Origin of the sequence: Psychrobacter sp. Cmf 22.2, from assembly GCF_001921745.1 — a bacterium.
Classification (GTDB): Bacteria; Pseudomonadota; Gammaproteobacteria; order Pseudomonadales; family Moraxellaceae; genus Psychrobacter.
The window spans coordinates 42,479-66,599 of sequence record NZ_MRYA01000009.1 but is presented as its reverse complement, the minus strand read 5'-3'; the positions used below and the strand labels follow the sequence as shown (position 1 = coordinate 66,599).

The 24,121-nt window shown below is 42.6% G+C and carries 23 protein-coding genes; 10 read left to right on the top strand and 13 right to left on the bottom strand.

Annotated elements, in window-relative coordinates:
- Nucleotides 1-332 precede the first annotated feature (332 nt).
- Nucleotides 333-848, bottom strand: coding sequence for a YraN family protein (locus tag BTV98_RS12745; protein ID WP_227511826.1), 516 nt, complete (start codon nt 846-848; stop codon nt 333-335).
- Between the two features lie 169 nt (nt 849-1,017).
- Between BTV98_RS12745 and rsmI the strand changes: the two genes are divergently transcribed.
- The gene (gene rsmI / locus BTV98_RS12740; RefSeq protein WP_075103731.1) at nt 1,018-1,953 is read left to right on the top strand and encodes a 16S rRNA (cytidine(1402)-2'-O)-methyltransferase; all 936 of its coding nucleotides are present in this window, start codon (nt 1,018-1,020) and stop codon (nt 1,951-1,953) included.
- Nucleotides 1,954-2,005: 52 nt separating this feature from the next.
- Complete coding sequence (locus BTV98_RS12735; RefSeq protein WP_058369920.1) at nt 2,006-3,028, top strand: adenosine kinase; 1,023 nt, start codon at nt 2,006-2,008, stop codon at nt 3,026-3,028.
- Nucleotides 3,029-3,135: 107 nt separating this feature from the next.
- Here BTV98_RS12735 and BTV98_RS12730 read toward each other — a convergent pair whose 3' ends face one another.
- Complete coding sequence (locus BTV98_RS12730; protein WP_058369921.1) at nt 3,136-4,464, bottom strand: O-acetylhomoserine aminocarboxypropyltransferase/cysteine synthase family protein; 1,329 nt, start codon at nt 4,462-4,464, stop codon at nt 3,136-3,138.
- A gap of 232 nt (nt 4,465-4,696) precedes the next feature.
- Nucleotides 4,697-5,380, bottom strand: a complete 684-nt coding sequence (gene nfuA, locus BTV98_RS12725; RefSeq protein WP_082638094.1) for a Fe-S biogenesis protein NfuA — start codon at nt 5,378-5,380, stop codon at nt 4,697-4,699.
- A 556-nt stretch (nt 5,381-5,936) separates the two neighbouring features.
- On the opposite strand from nfuA, the gene BTV98_RS12720 reads away from it, so the two are divergent.
- From BTV98_RS12720 to BTV98_RS12705, 4 genes are all read left to right on the top strand, one after another.
- Nucleotides 5,937-6,911: an alpha/beta hydrolase gene (locus BTV98_RS12720; RefSeq protein ID WP_058369922.1), complete on the top strand. Its 975-nt coding sequence runs from the start codon at nt 5,937-5,939 to the stop codon at nt 6,909-6,911.
- 207 nt (nt 6,912-7,118) lie between these two features.
- Nucleotides 7,119-8,171, top strand: coding sequence for a bifunctional nicotinamide-nucleotide adenylyltransferase/Nudix hydroxylase (locus BTV98_RS12715; protein WP_058369923.1), 1,053 nt, complete (start codon nt 7,119-7,121; stop codon nt 8,169-8,171).
- 199 nt (nt 8,172-8,370) lie between these two features.
- Nucleotides 8,371-9,768 carry a nicotinate phosphoribosyltransferase gene (locus BTV98_RS12710; RefSeq protein ID WP_058369924.1) on the top strand — a complete coding sequence of 466 codons (1,398 nt, stop codon included), beginning with the start codon at nt 8,371-8,373 and terminating at the stop codon, nt 9,766-9,768.
- Nucleotides 9,762-10,619: an SGNH/GDSL hydrolase family protein gene (locus BTV98_RS12705; protein ID WP_058369925.1), complete on the top strand. Its 858-nt coding sequence runs from the start codon at nt 9,762-9,764 to the stop codon at nt 10,617-10,619. The genes BTV98_RS12710 and BTV98_RS12705 overlap by 7 nt, the downstream gene beginning before the upstream one ends.
- Before the next feature lie 103 nt (nt 10,620-10,722).
- Here BTV98_RS12705 and BTV98_RS12700 read toward each other — a convergent pair whose 3' ends face one another.
- Together BTV98_RS12700 and BTV98_RS12695 are read right to left on the bottom strand one after the other, a co-directional pair.
- Nucleotides 10,723-11,001, bottom strand: a complete 279-nt coding sequence (locus BTV98_RS12700; protein WP_058369928.1) for a type B 50S ribosomal protein L31 — start codon at nt 10,999-11,001, stop codon at nt 10,723-10,725.
- Between the two features lie 386 nt (nt 11,002-11,387).
- A complete protein-coding gene (locus tag BTV98_RS12695) occupies nt 11,388-11,822 on the bottom strand; it encodes a hypothetical protein (RefSeq protein ID WP_058369929.1) in 435 nt (144 codons plus the stop codon).
- Between the two features lie 587 nt (nt 11,823-12,409).
- On the opposite strand from BTV98_RS12695, the gene BTV98_RS12690 reads away from it, so the two are divergent.
- Nucleotides 12,410-14,005: an FAD-dependent oxidoreductase gene (locus BTV98_RS12690; protein WP_058369930.1), complete on the top strand. Its 1,596-nt coding sequence runs from the start codon at nt 12,410-12,412 to the stop codon at nt 14,003-14,005.
- A 153-nt stretch (nt 14,006-14,158) separates the two neighbouring features.
- Here the strand turns inward: BTV98_RS12690 and BTV98_RS12685 are convergent, their stop codons facing one another.
- Nucleotides 14,159-14,851, bottom strand: coding sequence for a TIGR00730 family Rossman fold protein (locus BTV98_RS12685; protein WP_058369931.1), 693 nt, complete (start codon nt 14,849-14,851; stop codon nt 14,159-14,161).
- Between the two features lie 450 nt (nt 14,852-15,301).
- Between BTV98_RS12685 and BTV98_RS12680 the strand changes: the two genes are divergently transcribed.
- Complete coding sequence (locus BTV98_RS12680; RefSeq protein WP_256713914.1) at nt 15,302-16,279, top strand: alpha/beta fold hydrolase; 978 nt, start codon at nt 15,302-15,304, stop codon at nt 16,277-16,279.
- A 27-nt stretch (nt 16,280-16,306) separates the two neighbouring features.
- On the opposite strand, the gene BTV98_RS12675 is transcribed toward BTV98_RS12680, so the two are convergent.
- Nucleotides 16,307-16,993 carry a DUF3820 family protein gene (locus BTV98_RS12675; RefSeq protein ID WP_058369951.1) on the bottom strand — a complete coding sequence of 229 codons (687 nt, stop codon included), beginning with the start codon at nt 16,991-16,993 and terminating at the stop codon, nt 16,307-16,309.
- Between the two features lie 256 nt (nt 16,994-17,249).
- On the opposite strand from BTV98_RS12675, the gene BTV98_RS12670 reads away from it, so the two are divergent.
- Nucleotides 17,250-17,840, top strand: coding sequence for a M23 family metallopeptidase (locus tag BTV98_RS12670; protein WP_058369932.1), 591 nt, complete (start codon nt 17,250-17,252; stop codon nt 17,838-17,840).
- Here the strand turns inward: BTV98_RS12670 and phoR are convergent.
- The 3 genes from phoR to dtd form a co-directional block, all read right to left on the bottom strand.
- Nucleotides 17,837-18,946, bottom strand: a complete 1,110-nt coding sequence (phoR, locus tag BTV98_RS12665; RefSeq protein ID WP_256713912.1) for a phosphate regulon sensor histidine kinase PhoR — start codon at nt 18,944-18,946, stop codon at nt 17,837-17,839. The genes BTV98_RS12670 and phoR overlap by 4 nt on opposite strands.
- 60 nt (nt 18,947-19,006) lie before the next feature.
- Nucleotides 19,007-19,711 (bottom strand): phosphate regulon transcriptional regulator PhoB, encoded by a 705-nt coding sequence (gene phoB, locus BTV98_RS12660; RefSeq protein ID WP_075103730.1) that lies wholly within the window; start codon nt 19,709-19,711, stop codon nt 19,007-19,009.
- Between the two features lie 147 nt (nt 19,712-19,858).
- Nucleotides 19,859-20,314: a D-aminoacyl-tRNA deacylase gene (gene dtd, locus BTV98_RS12655; protein WP_075103729.1), complete on the bottom strand. Its 456-nt coding sequence runs from the start codon at nt 20,312-20,314 to the stop codon at nt 19,859-19,861.
- 118 nt (nt 20,315-20,432) lie between these two features.
- Between dtd and asd the strand changes: the two genes are divergently transcribed.
- A complete protein-coding gene (asd, locus tag BTV98_RS12650) occupies nt 20,433-21,272 on the top strand; it encodes an archaetidylserine decarboxylase (RefSeq protein WP_075103728.1) in 840 nt (279 codons plus the stop codon).
- Between the two features lie 118 nt (nt 21,273-21,390).
- On the opposite strand, the gene BTV98_RS12645 is transcribed toward asd, so the two are convergent.
- From BTV98_RS12645 to fadA, 3 genes are all read right to left on the bottom strand, one after another.
- Entirely contained in the window at nt 21,391-21,993 is a 603-nt protein-coding gene (locus tag BTV98_RS12645) for a DUF1287 domain-containing protein (RefSeq protein ID WP_083606211.1), read from the bottom strand.
- 107 nt (nt 21,994-22,100) lie between these two features.
- The gene (locus BTV98_RS12640; protein ID WP_058369937.1) at nt 22,101-22,676 is read right to left on the bottom strand and encodes an isochorismatase family protein; all 576 of its coding nucleotides are present in this window, start codon (nt 22,674-22,676) and stop codon (nt 22,101-22,103) included.
- 251 nt (nt 22,677-22,927) lie between these two features.
- Nucleotides 22,928-24,100 carry an acetyl-CoA C-acyltransferase FadA gene (gene fadA, locus BTV98_RS12635; RefSeq protein WP_058369938.1) on the bottom strand — a complete coding sequence of 391 codons (1,173 nt, stop codon included), beginning with the start codon at nt 24,098-24,100 and terminating at the stop codon, nt 22,928-22,930.
- Nucleotides 24,101-24,121: the final 21 nt, after the last annotated feature.

The window sequence follows — 24,121 nt, the reverse complement described above, 5'->3', positions numbered from 1 at the left end:
ACGTAATAGCATTGGGCAAAATCTGTGTCGCCAAAACACAGTAAACATTATAATGATTTTATGAGCAATATTGTTTGTTATATCAGTCTTGTTGCACACAAAATCGCAATCACAATGAGCATAACGAAGCTAGATAGGTATGTTTTATCTTGCTCTGAGCACTGTGCCAAATACTTTACTTAATTTTTACAATTAGCGGTTAGGTTTTTGGTAACGATAACTTGTTGGATAGCTACTTTTAGATAGTTGCCTTATAGATGTTTCTAGATATAGATTTTATTAGATACAGATTTTACTAAAGATTATTTTCAATAGTGTCTAAACTCAATACGCTACCATGCTGTCGCCATAAATGCACCTAAAAGCCACTCTGGTTGATACCCTGCTGTTGAATGCTTAGTCGAATAGTCTTTACGAATATTTTCGTTATGGTTATTCTCATTATAGTTATTATGCTCAGCCGTCTTGCTCATAGAGCGTTCGATATCATAAGCAATCACATCGAATCGGCACTCAAAATGCGCATATTCAGGATATTGTTGCAAAAAGTATTTGGCAGTTTTGATAATTTTGCGCTGCTTGGCTTTGGTTACACTCAGTGCAGCATCACCAAAGCTTGAGCGTAACCGCTGACGCACCTCAATAAATACCAACGTCGACCACGTTCGACCTGTTTCTAACATCACAAGATCAAGCTCACCTATTTTTGGTTGTTGCCAATTTCGAGCGATAAGCTCTAAACCCTGCTGCTGCAAAAATTCACATGCTTGTTGTTCAAACACACTACCTTGACGCTGCTTAGGAGACGTCAAAATCAGTGGCCGATGACCATTAGTTGGCTTAGCCATGACGCGTACTCTCTTCATTTTTTATAAACAAAACCTGTAAAATCATCTGTATTAACATTTAACTTGATGCGCTCTGAATAACCACATAGTAGTCAATTCGGATTTATCATAGCACAACATGATAAACTAACTACTTTTTAGCACTTAACATCACATTCACGAGGTTTTCATGTCTACCCCTACTGCGATGCCAGCTTGTCTGTATATCGTTGCTACTCCGATTGGTAATTTAAGCGATATGACACCGCGTGCAATTGAAACCTTAAAACACGTTGCTATTATTGCCTGTGAAGATACCCGTACCTCAGGGAAGCTACTGGCGCATTTTGGTATCGAGACCAAAAGCGACAATACTAATGATAAGCCTGTTAATAAAATTGACAGCAACAATGCTGCGGCAGACAATAAAACCCGCAGTCACAATAAACTGTGGGCATATCATGAGCACAACAGTGCTATTCAAACGCCCAAAATCATCGAGATGATTCAACAAGGCCATTCGGTTGCTTTGATTAGCGATGCAGGCACGCCACTGGTGAGTGATCCAGGTTATCAATTGGTGCAAGCCGCGCATGCAGCTGATGTCAAAGTATCGCCTATTGTCGGGGCCTCAGCTGCGATTGCCGCACTGTCAGTCGCCGGACTACCTTCTGATCGATTTAGCTTTATTGGCTTTTTGCCTGCAAAGACACATGGCCGTCAAAAACAGCTATCAGCGTTGAAGTCACGTCCTGAGACCCTCATATTTTATGAAGCACCGCATCGCATTGTGGCAAGCTTAGAAGATATGGCAGACGTATTCGGTACTGATCGTGAAGTAACTTATTGTCGTGAGCTAACCAAAACTTTCGAGACCGTATATAAAACGACCCTTGGCGATCTTATTGATTTCGTTAAAGCCGATGATAATCAGCGACGTGGCGAGATGGTTGTGGTCGTCGCAGGGGTTAGCGTAGCGCAGGATGATGATATCAGTGATCATGACAAATTATTGCAGCGTTTACTAGAGGATATGTCCGTCAAAAAAGCGGCGTCTTTAGCTGCTGATATTACAGGTGTCAAAAAGAATGCTTTATATCAGCGCCTTCTTGAGCTACAAGCTTAGCAATCAATTAAAACGCTATTTTATTTTAATATTAAAGAGGGAGAGATAATATATGTATGATGTAATGGCGGTAGGTAATGCCTTGGTTGACTATGAGTTTGTGCTTAGCGATGCTGCACTAGAAGAAACCGAATTAACCAAAGGCAATATGACTCTAGCAGGTCTTGATGAGCAGCAACAAGTATTGGCATTTTTAAAACTGGCGAATATTAAGCTATCAAAGCAAGCAGGTGGTGGCTCGGCTGCAAACGCTATGTTTACTTTCGCAAGCCTAGGCGGTAAACCCTTTTACGCTTGCCGTATAGGTGACGATGCACAAGGCACATTTTATCTGAAAGACTTAAATCAAGCAGGCGTGGCAACCTCACCCAAGTCGGTACATGAAGGCGGTGTGACCGGCTCTTGTGTAGTCGCTGTCACCCATGATGGTGAGCGTACGATGCAAACCTACCTTGGTACATCCAGTGATATCACTGCTGACAATATTGACTTTGAAGCGTTAACACAATCAGACTGGCTATATTTCGAAGGCTACTTGGCAATGTCTGATAGCATTCAACCTGCCATGACCCAGCTGCGTCAGCAAGCAGGGATTCATAATGCCAAAATTGCGGTCAGCTTTGCCGATCCGGCGGTGGTGAAGTTTGCAAAAGAGGGTTTACTTAATATGCTGGGTAATAAAGTTGCGGTGGTATTCTGTAATAGCGAAGAAGCCCGACTGTTTACTGGAAAAAAACAACTCAAAGCCTCAGCACGTGCACTCCTTGAATACTGTCAGACTGCTGTGGTCACTGATGGCGCTAACGGTGCAATCATTGCTCATAAGTCTGAAGAAAACACCAGTGACATTACTATTCATGAAATACCGACGCCCAAAGTCGCCAATGTAATCGATACGAATGGAGCGGGCGACAACTATGCAGGTGCATTTCTATATGCTCTATCACAGCAATATAGCTTGCCAGAATGTGGTCGTCTTGCCAGCGAAGTGGCCAGTCAAGTCATTCAACAGTTTGGTCCACGACTCGACTCCCAAGACTACAAAGACATTGCTTGCCGAGTGTTGGTCGCCTAGATAAGCGTTTTTGACGTTGTTAGACCACTATAGTTGTATCAATACTGTTAGTTCAATAAAAAAGCTCATATCATCACGATATGGGCTTTTTAGGTGGCAAACTGTCTTTAAACAGAGGCTGACGCTAACGCCTGAGCCAAATCTGCTTTTATATCCTCAATGTGTTCGATACCAATAGATAATCGTACCATATCATTGCTAACGCCCGCTTGCTCCAATTCTTGCTCGTTTAGCTGACGATGCGTCGTCGTCGCTGGATGACAGGCTAAAGACTTCGCATCACCGATATTGACCAAGCGCGTAATCAGCTGCAACGCATCAATAAAGCGTGCCCCTGCTTCAAGATCCCCTTTTACTCCAAAGGTTAAAATAGCAGATGGTGTGCCTTTCATATACTTTTTAGCAAGCTTATGCTCAGGATGATCAGGCAAGCCTGCATATTTCACCCAAGCAACCTCATCATGGTCACGCAGATATTCAGCAACGGCTTGTGCATTTTGTACGTGACGCTCCATACGTAAACTTAACGTCTCCATACCTTGCAAGATACTAAAAGCATTGAGGGGACTTAATGCTGCACCAGTATTGCGTAGCGGTGCAACGCGAGCACGAGCTATAAAAGCTGCTGCGCCCACATCTTTTACAAAGTTTACGCCATGGTAACTGTCATCTGGTGTGTTTAATAATGGAAAGCGCTCAGGGTAATCGCCCCAAGCGAAGCTCCCGCCATCAACGATAGCGCCACCAATTGACGTACCGGTGCCGCTCATATATTTGGTCAATGAATGAATGACGATATCAGCGCCGAACTCAAACGGACGACAAAGCGCGGGCGTCGCCACCGTGTTATCAATCACCACTGGTACACCATACTCGTGGGCGATATCACTGACCGCTTGAATATCGATGATATTGCCCAGCGGATTACCGATACTTTCAGCAAAGACCATCTTGGTTTTGTCATCGATTAAATCACGGATAGCCTCAGGGTCTTTGTGGTCAAAGAAGCGAACTTCGATACCTTGGCGCGGTAGCGCATGAGCGAACAGATTATAAGTCCCACCGTATAGAGTCGATACTGCAACGATATTGTCTCCCGCCTCACAGATGGTTTGAATGGCATAAGTGATGGCAGCCATACCAGAGGCGACCGCAAGTCCGCCAATACCGCCTTCAAGCGCTGCTACGCGCTCCTCTAGTACCGCATTGGTCGGATTCATAATACGGGTGTAGATATTCCCTGCAACCTTAAGGTCAAATAAATCTGCCCCGTGCTGCGTATTATCAAAAGCATAGGAGCTGGTATGATAAATAGGCACTGCCACTGATTTGGTTGTCGGCTCAACAGTGTAACCTGCATGAATGGCAAGCGTCTCTAAGTGCGCGGTACTCTTTAGGTTATTGTCAGTATTATTCTCTGGTTGTCCATTACTCATCACATACTCCTTAACATTAATTGAAAACGTATTGAATAAAAATAATCTCTAAAAAAGCTATTTCCTAAATCATAGTAATAAAAAAAGCTGAGTTCATCATAACCCAGCTTCTTTATTAAAAGAATAGCCATTTATTCAGCGTCTAATGCCTGATATTCATAAGCAATAAGTTTAATAAGCTTTATTCATACCGTCTTTCACACTTATAGATCACTAATTTACTATTAAACATTTACTTATAGTAGGCGTTTTCAGTGTGGGTGTGGTCCGTCTCATCAACCACTTGGGTTAGCTCTGGTATTTGCTGCTTAAGCTGTACTTCAACCCCTTGACGCAAAGTCATATCGACGGCTGAACACCCTTGGCAACCTCCACCAAATTTTAGGACTGCAGTCAAGCCGACACCTTCTTCCTCGATTAGCTCTAGCAGATCTACCATACCACCATGTGCAGCAAGACCTGGGTTTATCTCTGATTGCAAAATATAGTTGATGCGCTCTTCAACACTGGCATCAGCACCGACTTTTGGCACTTTTGAGTTCGGTGCACGAAAAGTCAGCTGACCACCGAAACGGTCTTTATTATAATCGATGACTGCATCTTCTAAATAAGGGACTGACGCCGCCTCAATAAAGGCCGAAAAATTCTCGTAGTCGAATCGTAAATCAGCGCTGTCTTCTTCACCTGGCTGATTGTATGCCATACAGCACTCTGCACGCGGTGTGCCAGGATGCTCGACAAAGATACGTACGCCAATGCCATCAGTATCTTGCTTTGACAGCAGATCAGCCAAATAACCTTGCGCTGTCTCGGTAATCGTAATATTGCTCTTGGTTTCAGCCTGTTCAGTGTCTAATGCTGACTCAAAGTCTGCAGACTGGTCTAATTGACCAGCAGTTTGGTTGTGCTCACTCATAAGGTTTCCTATGCGTTATGACACAAATGCTATGTCTGTCATAGTTGCTGTGTCGTGAATTTTATAAATAAAATAGGCGGAATACTAAACACTGCAGTTTATCGTTGTATGAACTTGGTTTGACTACAGTTTTAATAAAGTTATGACGACTATTATAACGCATCCAGATGATAATTCCGACTGCGCCACTATGATTGAACTGTGACCGTCACAAATGGCTGCGATTGGTTTTTTAAATAATCAAATTTAGAAAGTAGAGGTCGTTAAGCTCTCGTGATAATACAAAACAAATATAGTATGCGTTATAGCCTATATTAAGACTGTGTTGTTAATTATCAAGCGTTGGTAGACTCTCATGATAGACAAAATAAAATACGCAAAACGCTAATAAGAAAAGTGTTCCAATTTCTAACGTGTTATTAATTTATTTGAACGATGTTTATTTATGCTTTACTTAGTAATGATATCTTTTAAGAATCTCTAGTACCTATTTAGTACTTATTTAATACTTATATCATTAGTACCTCTCCCAAACGACTTGTACGAGACCACTTTTATGTTCATGAAAACGCTAAATTTAGTAGAAACCAAAGATGGTGAGCAAATTGCGGTTTGGCAAGTTATCGATAGTGTAAAGGACAACAATGCGACTAATGGTAATATTGCAGCTGCCAGCTCTGTAGCTAAAACACAAAATATATTACTGACGCATGGTACGTTTTCGGACAAACACACCTGCCTAAAAATTGCTGAGTATTTAGCCAGCTATGGTCATCACTGCTACATTATGGAATGGCGCGGACATGGGCACAGCTCAGTGCCAAAAGATAAATTTAACTTTGAAACCGTTGCGACTTATGACTTTGAAGCAACTTTTGGTTATTTATTTGATGAATTAGAGCTGGACAACTTGCATTGTGTCACTCATAGCGGTGGCGGCGTTGGCTTGACCATGTTTTTAGTCCAAAATCCACGCTATATTGATAAAATCAATAGTATCACTATGTTTGCCTGCCAAGCGTTCGGAGCGGTCGTAAATGTCAAAAACCATCTCAAAATTTTGACAGCCAAATTATTTACCCGACTATTTGGCTATATTCCTGCAAAAAAACTCAAAATGGGGCCTATTAACGAAAGTTATTACACGATGAATCAGTGGTTTGATTGGAACCTACAAAAGAACTTTAACAGCAGCTTTATTAAACAGAGTAATATTGAGCAAAGCAAGCTCGCAAAAAACATCATAGTGGACGTCACCAATGATGGCAGCTTTGATTATCGTCAGCATATGCCTATGATTACCATACCGATTTATGCTATTAGTGCTAGAGGCGATAAATTTATTTCGCCAACTGGCGGCTGTAAATTGTTTTTTGATGCTTTTAATAATCCTACTAACGTGTTTCGTGAATACTCAATCAGTAATGGAGATTTGGACGATTATACTCATAGCCGCATTATGATTAGCCGTAACGCTGCTAAAGAGATATGGCCGACGGTTGTTGCATGGATTGAGAAGTATGCGAAGTGATTGTTTATTTATCTTATTTATCGCCCCTATTACATCTAATCAAATGAACTTCACACCATATTAAGGACAAGTATCAAAATAAGCTAACATCAGTAACGACACACCACTAAACATCTTTACACTTGTCAGCAACTCCTATGCTGTGTCAGTATTGGCGTCATTAAATTGTTTTCAATCAAAAAAATAAGTAGTAGGAAGTCGGCGTCTATGAGTGATTTATCAGAGCAACATTCAGATAAGCAAGAGAGTAAACATTACCGCTATCTGGTATTTATTGGTCGTTTTCAGCCGTTCCACCGTGGGCATAAAGCTGTCATTGACGAAGCATTAAAACGTGCTGATGAAGTCATCATGTTAATCGGTTCGGCCAACTTGCCGCGTAGCTTGCGCAATCCGTTCAGTGTCGCTGAGCGTGCAGCGATGATTCAAGGCGCTTATTCAGCGGATGAAGCAGAGCGTATACATTGTGTGGGCTTGGATGATGCGCTCTATAATGACACGCGCTGGCTACAATATGTACAAGCAGGCGTCAAATCTATCACCGGTGACTTAAATGCTGATATCGGTCTTATCGGTCACTCTAAAGACAGCTCTTCTTATTACTTGTCGTTATTTCCAAACTGGGCATCAGTTTCTGTGCCTAACTATCATAATTTATCTGCTACACCGATCCGTGATAGCTACCTAATGGGCGCAACCCCTACCCCTGATCGTACGCCTGAGTCGACTCGCAAAGTCTTAGATGAATTTAAAAAGACGAGTCATTATCAGCAGCTACACGAAGAAGCAGGCTTTATTGATAAGTATAAAAAACAGTGGGAGTCTGCACCTTACCCACCGACATTTATGACCGCTGATGCCTTAGTCGTACAGTCAGGACACATATTGTTGGTAGAGCGGCGCAGCATGCCGGGACGAGGGCTTTGGGCGCTGCCTGGTGGGTTCCTTAATCCAAAAGAGACCTTATTTGACGCCTGCATCCGTGAGCTACGTGAAGAGACCCGTCTTAAAGTCCCTGAGCCTGTACTGCGAGGCTCTTGCCATAGTCAGCATACTTTCGATGACCCCTATCGCTCTGCACGTGGACGCACGCTTACCCAAGCCTTTTACTTTCAACTAAAGAATGACGCAAATGGCCTGCCAAAAGTAAAAGGTAGCGATGATGCTGTACACGCTTTTTGGTTACCCCTAGCCGAGCTTGATGCCACTATGATGTTTGAAGACCATTATGCGATTATCACTAAGATGGTTGGATTGTAATAGCTCATCTAACTGACCGTTTAGTTCATTATTTAAGTGATTACTAACTGATAAAATTCTATATGATTTTATGATCATTCTTTCACAAATTTTTATTCTATAGGTTTTAGCGCCCGAGCTGATAGACGGTAAGGGCTAATCGTCGCAGCTGTTTTTTTATTAACGCAGTTGCGACATATCAAAGCAGAGGAGTTCTGTGATGTATACCAACAATTTGAACAATCTAATTCTTAATAGTGACAGTTATAAAACCTCACACTGGGTGCAATACCCAGCTGGCAGTGAGTATCTATCCAGCTATATCGAAGCCCGCGGTGGCGACTATGAGGTGGTGTTTTTCGGCTTACAAGCTTTTATTAAAGAATACTTAAGCACCCCTATTACTCATCAGGATATAGATGAAGCCGAAACGGTGATTCATGCTCACGGTCTAACGTTCAATCGTGCGGGATGGGAGCGTCTGGTCGATAAGCATAGCGGTTATTTACCTCTACGTATCGAGGCTGTGCCTGAAGGTAGCATCGTGCCTGTGTCCAACGTAGTGTGCCAAATCACTAATACTGATCCTGAGTTTTATTGGTTACCAAGCTATATCGAAACTGCCTTACTACGCGCCATCTGGTATCCCTCAACCGTCGCCAGCGTGTCACATTATTGCAAAGAGGTTATCCGCCGCGCGTTAGAAAAGTCTGCTGATAATTCAGAATCACTCATTTCCCGTTTACATGATTTTGGCTCACGTGGCGCTTCTAGTCATGAGTCGGTAGCACTCGGTAGCTTAGCGCATTTGGTTAATTTCGCTGGTACCGATTCTATGGCTGCTTTGGTTGCTGCCAGTCGTTGGTATCAAATGGGCAATGATATGCCAGCGTTCTCCATTCCTGCTGCTGAACACAGCACCATGACCGCTTGGGGCCGCGATGGAGAGACTGCGGCTTTTGCCAATATGATTGAACAGTTTGGTGGCAAAGATAAATCTTTTTCAGTCGTCTCCGATAGCTATGATTTGTGGAATGCCATTGATAACATCTGGGGCGATGCATTAAAAGACGATGTCAAAAATATGGGTGGCACCTTGGTTATTCGACCAGACAGTGGCGAGCCGGCCAAAGTGGTACGTGAGGCATTGGAGCGTTTGGCAGTAAGATTCGGTACGACCCTTAACAGTAAAGGCTATAAAGTCTTGCCTGATTACGTACGTATTATTCAAGGTGACGGCATTAGCCCGCAAAGCTTAAGTAAGATTATTGACGTCGTGATGAACGCTGGCTTTAGTGCAGAGAATATTACCTTTGGTATGGGAGGTGGTCTTTTGCAACAAGTCAATCGCGATACGATGAACTGGGCGATGAAAGCCAGCGCTATTTGTATCGATGGGGTATGGAAAGACATCTATAAAGATCCAGTGACCAGTCACTCTAAACGCTCTAAAAAAGGCCGCTTAGCGCTGATAAAAGATGATAACGGCCACATAAAAACCATAAAAGCTGATGATTTAAATGTTGGTGCAGATAGCCTGCTACGCGATGTCTATGTCGATGGCAAACTGCTCGTGGAAGACAGTCTCACTAGTATACGGGAGCGTGCAGGATGGTAGCTCCTCTTAAAATATCTGCCATTGCAAAAGATGTATTACTCGCCCCTATTTACTTATATCAAGGTCGTAAAGTCAAACGCGACACCGTGCGCCTTCCTGAACCAGAAGGCGAGAGACAAGGTCATATTCAACTACGCGACTCTGCCGAGATGGCAGCCACTGAGATTACAAAAACATTAAGCCTAATGATCGTTGGTGACTCGGCAGCAGCTGGGGTCGGCAGTCTAACTCAGCAAGAGGCGCTTGCTGGTAAGTTGATCCCTGCTTTGCAGCAAAAATTAGTTACTCATACCCAGTTTGATAGGCTTAGTTGGTCGTTACAGGCGACGACTGGACATACCAGTTTCGATATTTTACGAAGATTGTATATCCTCCCTACTCCTCACCAGCCGGTTGATATCATGGTTTTGAGTGTCGGGGTCAATGACGCCACCTCAAACGTTTCTATCTCAAAGTGGCAACAGCAGATTGAGCAAATCATCGCCATTGCTCAGCGTAAGTTTGACGTACAAACACTTATTTTCTCAAGCCTACCACCGATGGCGCAGATGCCTGCTTTACCGTCACCGCTTAATAACTTTATCGGGGCAAAAGCCACGAAGCTCGACCAAGTACTGCAGAGTATTTGTGCTCAGCATAGTGGCGTGCACCATATGGCAGCAGATTTTGAATTGCTGGCAGAAAAACATACTAATGAGCCTATTAATAGTATAGCCATGTTTGCAAGCGACGGCTTTCATCCCAGTAGCTTAACGTATGGTTATTGGGCACAGCAGCTGGCAGAGCTCATCGCTCAATTGCTCGACTCATCCTTTGATAAGACAGTCATCAAAGATAAGGATGACCATTAAAAGTTTTAATCGATAAAGTACTTTAAAAAAGCCATAAAAAAACCGCTGAATTATCAGCGGTTTTTTATTGCTTGGCAAAATAAATTGACGCAATAAGCGTAAATTATTCAGCAGAGTCAGCGGCTTTTTTACTACGGCCACCAAACGCGCCAAAGCGCTTGTTGAAGCTTGCAACACGGCCTTCAGTAGAAGTTTTACGCTGCTCACCAGTATAGAAAGGGTGCGATGCACTTGAAATATCAAGTGGATAGTATGGGTATTCTTTACCTTCATATTCACGAGTGGCTTTAGTCTTAGCCGTTGAACGCGTCAAAAAGAACACGTCAGCATTAGTGTCATGGAACAAAACTTCTTGGTAATCAGGATGGATATCTTTACGCATAATAAGCTCTCTATGTCCGATGTATGCTCAATATCATCGACCAGCTGTCAGATGATGGCATACGTAACTGAGGCACTAAGGACATGTGCAAATCTGGCAACTGCGTCACTGGCTTATTCCAGCACTCAACACCACATTTCTGCTCTCTTAGCCTTCCCCAGCGGGAAAATTAAACCGCGATTTTAACGGTTTTTGGCATTTGATGCAAGCTGCGTGTAAGCTAAATCATCGGCCTTTAGGTTACTATCAACGCGGATAGAAAAAGCGAAATGAATCTAACTGTTTATAATCTACTTTGACGTCTCACTGTACTTAGCAAGCATGCTATAAAAAAGGCAGCCATGACGATAGCTGCCTTTATATGATCGATATTATGGTTTTATACTTTATTTAGTTGGCACAATATGCCAAACGCCAAGCTTGTTATCACCGTCTTTGTCACCTACTTTGGTATCATTGGCATAAAAATATAATGGCTTACCATTCATTGCCCATTGGTATTTGCCATCCTCGCGTTGAAAAGCAGCAAATTGACCAGAGGCTTTGGCATTACTAGGTGCCATAAATGCAGGCCAAGCTACCAAGCAAGCGCTACCACATTCTGATTTATTCATTGAATCTTTATCAAAAGTATATAAGGTCATATGGTTGGTTGCATCAACTAGCATACCGTTTTTACTAGCCACTGGTGCTGTGTTATTGCTCGTTGCTTGCACATCATGCATACCTGATGTGTCATTGCCAAATACGTTGTTTAACGTAGAACACCCTGTGAGCGTCAAAACACCCGTCAACGCAGATAACATAAGAATGTTTTTCATCATAACTTCCTTGTAATTAAAAGATAGTGTGTGGTTTAGATTTATATGTCTAATTTTACTTGTGGTCTTTTTATCTTAGCGCTTGTTTAGCGATACCTTCAACCAAACAATATACGTCTAAATTTGACTGCAAGCGTTTTAATATAGCATACGCTGTAAACTTGTCGTTTGTATCAGAATATAATTTTACAAAAGCATCTTAAGTTTACAAACTCATTAAACTTCCTCATTTTTTACTGACTTGAGAAATAACGCATACTATTTAATGATAGTTTTATTAACTTCTTAGCTAGCATGCCTTGTCTAAACCAAACCTTCTATCATTATTTGTTGACAAAACTAATGCATCAAATTACGTATTCACCGTCATATTAATTACAGATTTTCGTAAAATAACAGCACAAAATATAAGTATTGCTAAATAATTAAAAACATGACTATCACGGCTCCATATATATGTTGAACTTAGTAGTTGGCATACGCATATCAGTACATACCATACATTCAACAAAATACTGATAACGAAATTTTAACAGATACGCTGAGCACAGCCTCACGATGATGCTATTAAGGATATGACAACGACAATGACTCAAACTTTTATCAAAGATCAATCACAATTAGTCTTACATGATACTTTATCTCAGACAGCAAAGGACAAGACTCCTGCTAAACGTGTCGGTATTTTAGGCGGTGGTACAGCAGGCGCAACAATCGCTATTCGTCTCGCGGCTTTAGGACTTGAAACTTACTTATTTGAAAAGAAAAAATCACTGATTGATGGCCCGCCAATGTGCCATTTGCATGCAGGTGGCAACTTGTACCGCGAAATACCTGATGAAGACTGCGTTGCACTCCTTGAACAATGTATCGATATTTTACGCCTTTATCCTTATACGATTGATGTACGCCCGACTGTATTTGCGGTGCCAACACGCGATGAAGGACTACCTGAGGACTTGCTACCGCGTCTTGATATCTTGACAGATGCCTATCGTGAGCTTATCGCGCAAGATGCTAATAACAAAGTATTGGGCGAGCCTGAAAACTACTACCAACTATATAGTCATGAAAAAATGCTCGAGCTTTCTGAACGAGAACAAGTTGCAGTGCCAGATACCGTTGATGAATGGATGATACCAGTCGCTAAATATTTGGACTTAAATAAAGTCAAGTTTCCGCTGATTGTCGTGCAAGAGTATGGCTGGAACATTTTTCGATTAGCAGCGTCTGCGCAGCTGGCATTAGAAGAATACAATCATGCTCATATCTTTACTGACACGCAAGTTAAGCAAGTGATGCCAGTCGATTGTGAGAATTGTACAAATGCGGATCATCATGTTACCAAATGGCGTATTGATTACCAGCAGGCCAATACATTACAAACGGAGTCTGTTGAAGTCGATTACTTGGTCAATGCTTGTGGCTTTCGTACTGGGGTCATCGACGATATGGTCGGGGTTAAAGTCACGCGTATGGTTGAATTTAAATCCTCGTATATCACACATTGGGATGATGCAGGGGGGCAAATACCAGAGATTATCGTCTATGGTAATCGAGGCACGCCAGAAGGTATGGCACAGCTCACGCCTTACCCAGATGGTTACTTTCAAATTCACGGTATGAGTAAAGCGATTACTTTATTTAATGATGGCTTAGTCGCCTCCGATAAAGGCAGCGCCCAACCTAAGCTGCCGCAGCAATATGTACATTATATCGAAGATGGCTGGGACAAAGCGCCACTACAAGCGCGTAGCCAGCAAGCGATTGAATATGTGGCTGAGTTTGTGCCGACGTTTCATAGTGCACGTACCGTAGGTAATGCGTTATATGGAGGGCAGCAAATTCCAGGTAAAGATGACACGTTACGTGTCGCTGATGTAAGCTTGTATTCTAATATACGCTACGCGCGAGCAGAAAACGTTAAAGCCTCATCAACCTTGATTGCCGCTGATCAGATTGTTCATGAATTAACACAGATTGGCTTAGTTGCAAACGACACAGCTGAGAACCGCAGTCGTTATGCACACGAATGGACTTATCTTGTGCATAACGACAGTACGGCTGTTGATAATATGGCACGAGTATTGGCTGAAGAACGCGGATTTCCTCAGGCTATGGCTGGTGTCAATCGCAGTATTCGCGAAGCAACTTTGGCAAATTTGACAGCCAATAAAATATAATACGTAACGCTAATTCATATAGGTAAGAAAGTACAAAAAAAAGAGCAGATGACCAAAGACTGGTTGTCTGCTCCTTTTTTGGGCTTACTCTGCAGCTACTAACGATGAATAACGTTAAATGTAGCTATTGGCAACCTTATTTTTTAATTGACTTTATAATACTTGACTCTCATTCCCAGCCATTTTTTCTGTATCAACGGCATCTTCTATCGTTACTAGTGTCTGTAGTAAGTCGATTGCTTCGTTGATAGTGTTGCACACCACCAAACGATCGAGATCTTGCTGCTTCATAAAGCCTTGCTCAGTGGTATATTTTAAATGCTCAATCATACGATCATAAAAGCCATTAATATTGAGAATAATCATCGGTTTCTCGTGCTGATACAGCTGACGCCATGTGGCGATCTCCATTATCTCCTCTAGCGTTCCAAGCCCGCCTGGTAGAGTAATAAAAGCATCCGCGTACTCTGCCATGACCGTTTTACGTGTGTGCATCGTGTCGGTCAGGTGCAGCCGTGTTAGCTGGTCATGGGCAATTTCATGTTTAAGCATAAATGTTGGTATCACACCGACAGCTTGTGCCCCGCCTTTGATAACTTCGTCAGCCACTGAGCCCATAAGACCAATACTGGCACCGCCATACACCAAGCCCATACCATTTTTTGCTAACGCTTGACCCAGCTCACGGGCTGCTTGCTCATAGATATCACTATTACCCAAACGTGAACCACAATAGACTGCGACCAGTGGCATAGCTAACGTCGATTTATCTACCGCCTTTTCGATATGAGCAATATCTTGGCTGGTTAGTACTTCATAAGTGTCATTATTGATTTTCATTTGCATAAAACGCCCCTAATTTTGTATGGATTATTATTTATATGTATGACTACACTAAACTGTTTTAATAATTGTGTGGTTTGAACAAACAGTTTGCATGCAGCTGATACTAAGTGTGTTATTTTTGCCTTATAGATAGCGTGTTGTCAGCGTGGTTTTAATTACGCATAATAAACATAAATTGGTTTTACGTCTATTTTGGATTTTAGAATACATAAGCACTAAAGGATCATATGAGATAAAGATGTCCAAGTAAGTATTTATCTCATCAGCTTTTATCTTAACATAAGCCATGCTAGCGCATAATAACAACCTTTTATCCCTAAGATAATTTATCAATCATTGTTAATGATACGTTTTGTTTACACGTACACTAACCTTTCACGTACACTAACCTTTACGGCGTACCATTCATCGATAATTATTGCTTATTGATAAACATTATGAGGTATGACAATGCATCACAACCAATCACCATTTTCTACAAATCAGCAAGACAACATATATGCCACTCAACTCGATAATGCAACTAATACTCAACTAAATACTGCTATTATGAGTATCGTTACTTATACATTAACCATCATATCTGATCGCAATCGAGCATTAGCAGCGACCGTTTACCGCCCCAAAACTTCTGTAAAAACAGCCGTGATGATCGCGCCAGCGACTGGTATCAAACGCCAGTTTTATCACAAGTTTGCGACTTTTTTAGCAGAGCAAGGCTTTGGGATATTAACCTTTGATAATGAAGGTATTGGTGAGTCGCTGACAACCGATTTGACCAAATGCGATGCCTCCCTTATCAGTTGGGGACGACATGATATGCCAGCCGTCCTTGACGCCTTGCAAGATGAGTTTAACAATGCCACTTATCACGTGATTGGTCATAGCGCAGGCGGTCAGCTAATTGGCCTTATGCCCAACCATACCTCTATCGCCTCAGTTTTTAATGTCGCTTGTTCATCAGGATGCATTAAAAATATGGACATGCCTTATAAGCTCAAGGCAATTGGTTTTATGGATGCCTTTATCCCATTCACTAACCTGACTTTAGGCTACACTCCATCAGACAAAATCGGTATGGGCCAACCACTACCACGCAGTGTGGCTCGTCAATGGCGCGAGTGGTGCAATGGCGCAGGTTATATCAAGACAGCCTTTGGCAAAAGCGTACACACGCATTTCTATGATGAGCTGAGCATGCCAGCATTGTGGCTCGGCTTTAGCGATGATGATATTGCCAATAGCAAAAACATGGACGATATGATTCGCGTATTTACCAAAATGCCAGTAGAAAAACGCGTCCTTGACCCTAAAGACTTTGGCTTAAATAGCATTGGACACATGCGCTATTTTAGTAGTAAAACTAATGCTAAAGCTCCTGAGTTGTGGCAAATGGCAGTTGATTGGTTAAACGAGCGATCACAATAAATATAATGCATCTTATATTCAAACCGCTCATTCATTAACACTATTAGCCTCTTCTGTCTTGAGCCGCTTAGTCAAAGCAGAATGTAATGAAGGTGTCATGTTATGAATATTAACCAGCATCCACTTAACATAGCCAATGGGTACTTCTTTGATAAGCCGACCTTTATACTTACCAAATGGCATCTTCGCGACTGGATTGGCGGTGTTTGAAATCTTATGTGCCGCTTCAAAATCTGTGGGCTTGATTTGTAGGCGTTCGCAGCAAGCTTGGTAGAGTAAATAACACATGCGTGCATCACCTAGTGCATCATGCGCTGCAATAGTCATTTTGCTGGCTTCCTCTTGTCCTAATAACTGCTCAATACATTTGGACTGCCCATAATAGCGCCATTCTGGAAAAGCGACGCGCGCCAGTCGCACGGTACAAATTAGCTTAGCAGACGGCCTACCGATCACTCGCCAATCAAAACGTACATTATGGCCAATCAGATACTGCGGCAAGTCAAATTCATCCAATTCAAAACGCTTAAGTCCAGCGACATCATCATCGGTAATGCCATGAACTTTGATCACAATTGGTGATATAGGACGGCCACTGTTAAAGTATTTCATCCACTCAAACCCACTGGCCACATTAATAGTCGCAACTTGGATAGGTCGTGGATCTCGACCTTGGTCGGTTTCAGTATCAATAATAAGCGCAGTATCAGTCATAAAGAGCCAGTCATCAGTGTCAATCACGAAAATCACAAAAGAAACAGTCAAAAATATAGTCGATTTACTCTAACATCTATACCCCTAGCACATGGCTATCAAGGTAACGACTTTATTCTATACTGACTATAGTATTGTATGTGCAGCCTTTATATTTATGGGGATAAAAACGTCATATAACAATGCTATACAGAGGGGCGTGAACAAGTCTCTTATAATGGTAGTGTGAACAACAAAACAAATATAAGAGATGAGGATGCCAGTAAATCAAAAAAACCAGCAACCAAAGCCTACACTTTTGCATCGTGTGCTAAGTGTATTGATCAAAGCTGCTGTGCTATTGGCCCTATTATTTATATTTGACAAACTCCTTCCAAGCATCAGCCAACAAACACAGTCGTTTGTCGTCGCAAAATGGCAACAGTTGAGTCTGCTACAGCAGGAGTTGCCCACAGAAGATAGCCTACCGAGTCCGCTACCAGAGCAGCGCCTGACCGATACTTGGGGCGCTGCTCGTAGCCAAGGGCGCACACATGAAGGCATCGATATATTTGCACCGCGCGGCACACCAGTACAGTCAACGACGCAAGGCATTGTCAGTAAGGTTGGAGAGAATACGTTGGGCGGACGTGTGGTGGTGGTCGTAGGTCCCGGCGGCGCAGGACACTACTATGCGCACCTAGAAGACTATGCTGATATATCTCCCAACGACTGGGTAGGTGCTGGTGATATCATTGGCTATGTCGGTGATAGTGGTAATGCTAAAGGTACACCGCCGCACGTACATTATGGTATTTATATCAGCGGCAGTGCTGTCAATCCTTACCCACTTTTACAAAAAGACTAAAGCGTAGGCTCAGATCGCACATGGTTGGCGGGGAACAACGCACTAAACGTCGACCCTACGCCCTCTGTTGACTCAATTTGTAAGTTTACATCGTATTGATACAAGACGTGTTTGACAATTGCGAGACCTAACCCAGTACCGCCTGTGGCACGGCTACGACCACTATCGATACGATAAAAACGCTCAGTCAACCGCGTGATATGCTGGGGAGCAATACCGATACCATCATCCTCAACAGCAAAACGGCAGCCTTCAGAGGTCTTGGCCCAGCTGATTGTGATATTACCGCCTTTGGGTGTGTATTTGATGGCATTGATGACCAAGTTAGACAAGGCACTATTTAAATACATCTCTGACCCGTATAAGCCATCATAGGTATCTATTTGCAAATGTATGCTATGCCCATATTCACTATTGTAAGCTTGGGCATCATCGTAGATATGGGTTAGCAGTTTGGTCATATTAATATAATGAAACTCATGCGTCTCTTCGATCTCAATGCGAGACAACAGTAATAAATCATTGACGATTCTATTCATACGCGCTGTCTGCTGGGTCATCAGCTCAAACCCACGCTGCCAATGCGGCGGCATGTCTGGCTGATCTGAAAAGTTTTCGAGATAACCCATTAACACCGTCAATGGTGTTCTAAGCTCATGTGAGACATTTGCCACAAAGTCGCGGCGCATTTGTTCCAAATGATGCAGACGAGTCACATCATAGATGATTAATAGTTTTTCGTCCCCAAAAGGGGTGAGCTCACATTTCAAATAACGCTTAGGGTCTCGCCAAGATGCCATATGCACACCATCGTTAGGTGTCGTCATGGCTTGATAGTACTGGCGAAACTCAGGCACATTGATAAAATCAAAAATACTCCTACCTTTATCCGCGGCTTGTAGCAATAGCAAATCCTCAGCAGCTTGATTCCACCACTCTAGACTATCATCATCATTGAGCAGTATTACAGCGTCTTGTAGAGCGCGTAATGAGCTTCTGATTTTTTTAAGCTGACCCATCACTTCTTGCTGAGTTGCTTGATCTTGCGGGTGCTGTTCTGGCTCGTTTTGTTGCTCGTTTTCTATAGGCGTTATCATATCTTTCATACCCTTACGACTATCTACTGCGTTACTTTGTCATTCACATGTCGTTCTGTTTAAACTGGCTCATACTGGCTCAATGAGACTCGAAAACCGATAGCCAGTACCACGCACTGTTTGAATCAACGTATCGCAGTCGTGGGGCTTTAATAATTTACGTAAACGCCTGATATGCACATCAATTGTCCGATCTTCGATATAGACATTGCCGCCCCATACCTGATCGAGCAGTTGTGCGCGCGTATAGGCACGCTCCGGATGACTCATAAAAAACGCCAATAGCCTATATTCTGTCGGTCCGATATCCACAACCTTATCATTGGCCGTGACGCGTTGGCCTTTGGGATCTAGGCTCAGCTTACCTATCTCAATGGGCTTATCAGCACTCAGCGCACTACTACGACGCAGTACTGCTTTAATCCTTGAGATTAGCTCTCGTGTCGAAAAAGGCTTGGTCATATAGTCATCAGCACCCGCATCAAGCCCATGAACTTTACTGTCCTCTTCACTTTTGGCCGTCAGCATAATGACTGGTATCTCAGCAAGCAGCTTATCGCTTTTGAGCATACGACAAAAATCAATACCGCTTTTATCTCCAGGTAACATCCAATCTAACAAGATAAGTGCAGGACGATGATCAACCACTTGTTGATGCGCCTCTGACACATCAGCCGCTTGCAAGCTGTCAAATCCAGCCATCTCCAACGTCATCACCACCATTTCACGAATGGCAGGCTCATCTTCGACAATCAAAATTTGCTCATTATGCATAGGACAACCTTATTATTAAGCGCTGAATAATTATATAAGAGGGAAATTTAAGCTAAAAAAGGCGGTAAACACTCATTAATAACCATCTATTAAACGCGTTAATTATGACAGTTTGATGACATTGATCATCAAAACCTTTTTTGACTTTTACACGACTTCTAACAAAAAGTTTAGTGGCCCATCATTGACGCTGTCGATTTGCATATTAGCTCCGAACTGTCCCGTTGCAACGTTGGGATGCTGAGTCTTTGCATAAGCGACTAATTGTTCGAACAATACTTTTGCAGTCTCAGGCGGCATCGCACCACCAAAATCAGGGCGTCGTCCTTTGTCTGTTTTGGCCATCAAGGTAAATTGTGATACTAGTAATATTCCGCCACCTATCTGTTGTACATTTTTGTCCAGTTTGCCAAGCTTGGCTGGATCATCTGTATTTTCAAAAATGCGATAAGTGATAATTTTATCGATCATTCGTTTTGCATGTTGTAAGTTATCATCGGGTCCTAAACCAATATATGCCAAGAGCCCTTGTTCAATTGAGCCTATACAACATTCATCGACTATAACACTAGCACGATTTACCCGCTGGATTAGAGCTTTCATAAACTGCATCCTTAAACAATTATGGTCATACGATTAAGTGCTGACCATGATAAAATATAAATATTTATTATTTCCAACTTTTATTTTCTTATTTTAACCACTACTTTGGTAACCCTTTATGACCTTATTTACTACCATTCAGCAGTTTGTACCGCAGCAAAAACTTAGTAAAGTTGCTGGACGTTTGGCGGCCAGTCGCCACCCTATGGTTAAACGTGCTTTTATTCGCAGCTTTGCAAAAGCGTATGACGTAAAGTTAGATGAATACGAACGTCAAAGCTTAAATGCTTACGAGAGCTTTAACGACTTTTTTACCCGTGAGCTCAAAGGTGATGCGCGTGCTATCGATACCACCGTCCATGGCATTGTAAGCCCTGCTGACGGCATTGTCTCGCAGCTTGGTCAAATTAACGATCATAAGCTACTTCAGGCTAAAGGGCGCTACTACGACATCGGACAGCTACTTGCTGATAGTGACGATGGTAGCTACTTCGCTGATGGTAGTTTTGCTACTGTTTATTTAGCGCCTAGCAACTACCACCGTGTGCATATGTCTTTTACAGGTACCTTGACTAAAACTCGCTATGTGCCAGGTACGTTATTTTCAGTCAATAATATCACTGCTGCCAACGTGCCTGACTTATTTGCTCGCAATGAGCGTTTGGTTTGTATGTTTGACACTGAATATGGCAAAGCAGCAGTCGTCATGGTGGGAGCGATGATTGTCGCTGGTATCGAGACGGTAGCGACGGGGAAGATTACCCGTACCGACGATATTCAAGAAGCTGAGCATAGTATGGTGTTGGCTCAAGGTGATGAGCTTGGGCGCTTTTATTTAGGGTCAACCGCCATTGTCATATTGCCTAAAGCTGCAAAAGCTGACTGGCAAGAAAATATAACGGCGAACAGCGTGGTACAAATGGGTCAACTACTAGGGGCTGCTCATACGGGAAAATAAATAAAACCCCACTAAAAGACCCATTCAATAACATGGCATCATTGACTGGGTCTTGCTTTGCGTTACATTATACATCCTTTACACTATGAACAGCCTTATATCATCTGTACCAAATGTTTTAGTAACGAAAATGTTTGGCAATAGGATAAGTGAAAAGGATATTCTCTTCTTGCGTACCATCTCCAATATTGTGAATAATAAGCGGCGTTCCATCGGCAGCCTTTTTGTTTGAGACGATACCGATATGTGGCACTTTGTCTTTTGGCAGTCGCCACGTCACAATATCTCCTGTCTGAAAACTATCTTTGTCAGTGACAGATAGGGTTTTTCCATGGCGCTCAAAAAACACCTCAAGATTGGCCACTCGGCGATGGTCGATATTGTTATCCGGTGACTTTAATCCCCAATTTTTTGGATATTGTGACCAATTTGACTTCATATCGTGATTGACCAGCTGCTGTAAATCTATATTTTGCAAACGATAAGCACGTACGATGACATCGGTACTTCTCCCCGTTTTTATCGGTACATCACCACGTGGAAAGTCCATTTTTTGATAAGTGGCGTCATAATTGACTGTCACGCCAATTTGTTTTTTGGCATCTGCTGCCAACTTGTTACCACTGCTGATAGGACTGGCAGCCATCACTGGTTGTATCATCATTATTGAAAATACAACTGCTAAGAGCGGTTTAAAACCGTACTGCTTTACCCTATTCATCGTTTATGCCTTATATTGTCTATTTTTAATAAAACCTGACTAGGCAACTCGTTATCTAGATCGCTTAATAACTACCTTTTATAATAGTCATTTTTAATGATAACTGACTACTTAATCAGATTACTAATGGTCTTAAATGCAGGGTCGCGACTCGTGCGACATAGCTCAAACAAGATAGTTTCAACCGTAGTAATCACCCCACCTGCGCGGCGAATACGCCGTATGGCTTGTTTTTTATCGTATGGAAAGCGTGATCCTACTGCATCGCCAACAATGACTGGTTGCATACCATTATCCAGTAAATCTAGCGCCGTTTGCATGACACACACATGCGTCTCAACACCGAATAATAAAACGATGCTACGGTTTTGCTGTGCCAAATAATGCCACGAATCATCGTTGTCACAGGCGCTAAATGTGACCTTCTCAAAACTTTTGGCATTATCACCTTCTAAGAGCTCAAAAACTTCAGGTAACGTATCACCGAGACCTTTTTTATATTGCTCATTAAGCATGATAGGGACACCAAGCGCTTGTAGACCCTTTATTAACGTTGTTATTTTTTTGACGATATTTTCGTGATCATAAATATGCGGCGTTAAGCGTTCCTGTACATCGATAAGCATTGCTTGCGTATTTTCGCGAGCGATGCGATAAGTACGATCAGTAATCATAGTGGTCATAGTAGGTACACTCCTTGTACGTATGCAGCAAGTCGCTGCAGACTAAATGATTGGTTTATAGTTATTAGATATATGCTTATTTAGTCATATTTCGTCCAGTGCGTCAATGAACATCCTCTTTATTAACAACTTACGAACGTTATGTCATAGATGATTCTTGAATGTTTACAAACAAAAAAGCCTCCAGTTATTTAACTGAAGGCTTGTGTTAGCACGTTTATATTTTGCAAAACTCCTGCAAGTCTAAACGGTTAGACACGTTCGATAATAGTAGAAATACCTTGACCAAGACCGATACACATGGTTGATAGACCGATCTCAGTGTCGTTTTGCTCCATTGCATTTAAGAGAGCGACTGTGATACGTGAACCTGAACAACCTAACGGATGTCCAAGCGCAATGGCACCGCCGTTGACATTAACGATGTCTTGCTTATCAAGCAAATCTAAGTTTTTGAGTACTGACAAACTTTGAGCAGCAAAGGCTTCATTAAGCTCAATAGTCTGCATGTCCTCAATACTCATACCAGCACGTTTTAACGCTTTTTTGGTGGCTGGTACTGGGCCATAACCCATGATAGCGGCATCGCAACCTGCAATTGCCATGCTACGGATACGTGCACGAGGCTTGAGGCCCAGCTCTTTGGCTTTTTGTGCGCTCATCATTAACATTGCCGACGCACCATCTGACAAGGCTGATGAGGTCGCAGCCGTTACCGTACCACCTTTTGGATCAAAAGCTGGACGTAGCTTTTGCATTTGCTCCATGGTTGCATCTGGACGAATCACTTCATCAACAGTACATAACTGCAGACGTCCATCTGCATCATGGCCTTCGATACCGATGATTTCATTGTCAAAGCGGCCCTCAGTAGTCGCAGCCCACGCGCGGCGATGTGACTCAAGACCAAAAGCGTCTTGCTCTTCGCGGGTGATGTTGTTCATACGACCAAGCATCTCAGCCGTCAGACCCATCATATAGGAAGCTTTGGCATAGTGTTTTGAGGCGGCTGGGTTGATATCCAAACCATGCATCATACCGACATGACCCATGTGCTCAACACCGCCCACGATAAATATATCGCCTTGATTGGTCATGATTTGTGCTGCTGCTGTATGAATCGCTTGCATGGATGAACCGCACAGACGGTTGACCGTCTGCCCACCGACTGTGGTCGGAATACCGGCCAACAGAGCAGCATTACGACCGATATTGTAAGCTTGCTCTAAGGTTTGCTGAACACAGCCCCAAATGACGTCTTCTACCTCTTTTGGATCAAAATCATTGCGTTCAACCAACGCTCGCATCAAGTCTGCTGATATATCATCAGCACGTACATGACGGAACATACCGTTTTTAGATTTTCCCATCGCTGAGCGTACACCGTCTACGATAACCACATCTTTTGGACTTAAAGTTGTCATACTATTTTCCTTTTCAATTTT